The sequence below is a fragment of the Campylobacter concisus genome (assembly GCF_003049735.1).
GTDB classification, from domain to species: Bacteria; Campylobacterota; Campylobacteria; order Campylobacterales; family Campylobacteraceae; genus Campylobacter_A; species Campylobacter_A concisus_AN.
In genome coordinates this window covers 1-3,276 of sequence record NZ_PIRM01000012.1, presented here as the reverse complement: position 1 = coordinate 3,276, position 3,276 = coordinate 1, and the positions used below count along the sequence as shown (strand labels likewise).

The 3,276-nt window shown below is 40.3% G+C and carries 1 protein-coding gene; it reads left to right on the top strand.

Going from position 1 to position 3,276, the window contains the following annotated elements; all coding sequences use genetic code 11:
• A partial coding sequence (locus tag CVS97_RS09200) for a hypothetical protein (RefSeq protein ID WP_159071356.1) occupies positions 1–3,276 on the top strand: 3,276 nt, incomplete at both ends.

The following is a 3,276-nucleotide window of genomic DNA, read 5'->3' as shown; positions in this document are numbered from 1 at the left end:
GGAAGTGCTGTTGGGGCTGGAACTGGAGCTGAAGCAACAGGACCTGCTTTACCAGCAGGAAGTATAAAAATTCCTTTGTCGGCGTATAAAGGAGAAAGCACATCTTCTGCACTCTTAGACTCGTTTGCCTCTTCTATACCTAACGGATATCACGTATATAGACATACCGACGGTAGAGATTATCTAACTCCTAACGATCCTAGCGCTCCTAGCGCATTTGAATATAAAAACGGTTGGTATGTAAGTAAAGACGGTAATCTTGCTATTGGTCAAGATAACGCTAAAGATTTAGCGGTGACTAGCACGGCAAAAGCTTCAAACTATCCGGATGATGGATCAGTAGCTAAGATAGTAAATCCTAATCCAAGTTTAAAAGTGTTTGGATCGGATAATGCAGATAAAATAACCGTAGACGGTACAAAAATAACGTCCGTACACGGAGGAGTCGGAAACGACAACGTCGACCTCAAAAACGGCGCCGAGACAATTGGTATTTCCGGCGGTTCGGGCGAAGATAAAATTTCGGTAGATAATTCTAAGGTAACTTCAAGAATCGTAGGCGGCTCTGAAGACGATATCATAAAAGTAAGTAATAATTCCGAAGTTAAAGGCATAGGCGGCAACGGCGGAAGCGATACTATAACGGTAGATAGCGGCTCTAAAGTGGAAAGAGTACATGGAGATACAAAAACTCTAAACGATGTATATGAAAAAGCAGAACAAGCACGCAAAGGGAAAAATATAGATATAGAAGACAACGGTGCAGCCGGCGATACCATAAAAGTAAGCGGAACTGGAACAGAAGTTAAATTTATAGGCGCCGGTAATGGAGATGATATTATAACTGTAGACAAAGGTGCAAAAGTAGATCTTGTACAAGCAGACGAAGGAAACGATAAGGTAACCGTAAGCGATAGCGGAACTTACGTTAGTGTTATAAACGGTAGAGGCGGCAATGACGAGATATTGGTAGAAAAAGGCGCTAAAGTAGACGACATAAAAGGAAGATGGGGTAATGACATTATAACCGTAAAAGATACCGATACCGTCGTAACCCAAAACATAGAAGGCAACGAAGATAGCGATACTATTAAAATTTTAGACGGTGCAAAAGTAAAAGGATACGTTAGCGGCGGACGCGGCGAAAGCCCTAGCATATACGGCGGAGCTGAAAAATCGGATAACGATAATATCACTGTCGAAAATGCTACTGTTGACGGAGAAGTAGAAGGTAGTATGCGAAGCAATTATTCCGGTGATGACGGAATGAAATTTACAAATTCTCAAATAGGCGGCAGAAAGATATCCGGCGGATACGGTGAAAATAAAATAGAAATTACAGACGGCATGAATTTAGATTCTAAGTGGATTGAGGGTAATAAATTTAATGACGAAATAACCGTAAACGGCAATGCTAAACTAAAGAATACATATATTCAAGGAGAAGCCGGAGATGACACTATTACCATAAAAGATAATGCTAAGGTTAAAGGCGGTAATATCAATACTGGTGCCGGAGCAAACGATAAAATAAACATTAACGGTAATGCCGAGTTGGATGGCACTACATTGCAGTTTGAAGGCGGTAAATCTACCGACAGAGCTACTCTAAACGTAACCGGAAATGCCGTACTAAAAGATGTATCTATACAGGCATCTTCATCTCTAGGCGAGCAATATATGAATTTCCATCAAAGCGGCGAAGCTAAAGTAAAAAGCCTTATGGGTAGCCAAAATAAAGACGTTATAGATATAGCGGGCGACTTTACTTATACTAACGTCGGCAATCATCTTCAAACTCACGGCGGAGACGATGAGATAAAGATGCACGGCGGAGCTAAGGTAAAAGTCAAAGCAGATATGGGCGAGGGCAATGATATTTTAACAATAGATAATGCTACGCTCAAAGAAGATTCGCTTGTGAATATGGACGGCGGTAACGACGAGATAAATATAAATGCCGGAGCAAATTTAACCGGTACAAGAATTTATACCGATGACGGTAATGATACGGTGAATGTAAGAGGCGGTACGTTTAGCAAAGCAGAGATCGGACTAGGCAAGGGTAAAAATGAAGTAAATATAGAGTCCGGTGCGGTATTTGGCGACCAAGATCCGAGTCTTTTTTATGGCGAGCATAAAACTTATATAAGATCAGATCATAGGGATTATTATAGTTCAGAAGATACCATAAACGTTAAAGCCGGTGCTACCGTCAAAAATGCCGAAATACAAACTTACGGTGGAAAAGATACTTTAAATATAAACGGTACAGTTGAAAATTCTAATATTGACACCGGAAAAGATAACGATACTATAAATATCGGTGGTGGCGTAATTAAAAACTCTAATATCACAACCGGAAGCGGCGACGATACTATCAATATTAAGGGCGGTAAATTTAAAGACGCTAATATCCAAACAGGACATGGTACAAATACCGTTAATATCGATGGTACTGGCAATAATATAGAATCTGACAATACTAAGATAACTCTTGGTGGTGGCTGGAGTAGCGGAGATAATACGGTTAATATTAGCGGTAAATTTGGCGATAAAGATGCTAGCTCATACGACAAAACCGTAATTGGTGCATTTGGCAGCGCTGTTGCTAAAGATACGATTAATATTAAAGATGGCGCTGAGTTACACAATACTAGAATAGATCTTCACGCCAATGATGACGTAATTAATATAGGAGCCGGTGCTACTGTTAAACACTCTCAGCTTATAACTGGAGATCAAAGTGATACTCTAAATATCGGAGACGGAGCTAATATTAGCGAAGGTACGCATATGCACTTAGGATACCATAGTGATACCGCAAAAATAGGAAATAACGTTACTATAGATAATTCTGATATCTATATGGATAATGATAAGAACGATACAGACGCGAGTACTTTCGGTAACGATACGGTAACCATGGGAAATAACGTAACGTTTAAAAACTATGCTGATGTAAAAGGTGGACAAGGAGACGATACAATTACTATAGGCAATAATCTAACCCTAGATGGCAATGCCGGTATCTACGGAGACTGGGGCGAAGGCGGCGGCGGAGTAAATAACGCTACTGACGGCAACGATACCATTACTATCGGAGATAATCTAACTGTTAAGAATAACTCTACCGTAAGCGGCGGCGGCGGAGATGATGTTATCTCTATCGGTAAAAATGCAAGTATTCAAGATACTTCGACTATCGACGGCGGAGCTGGATTTGATACATTAAAAGTAGCTGACAATAGTATAGACTTTAGTCATGTTAAAAAT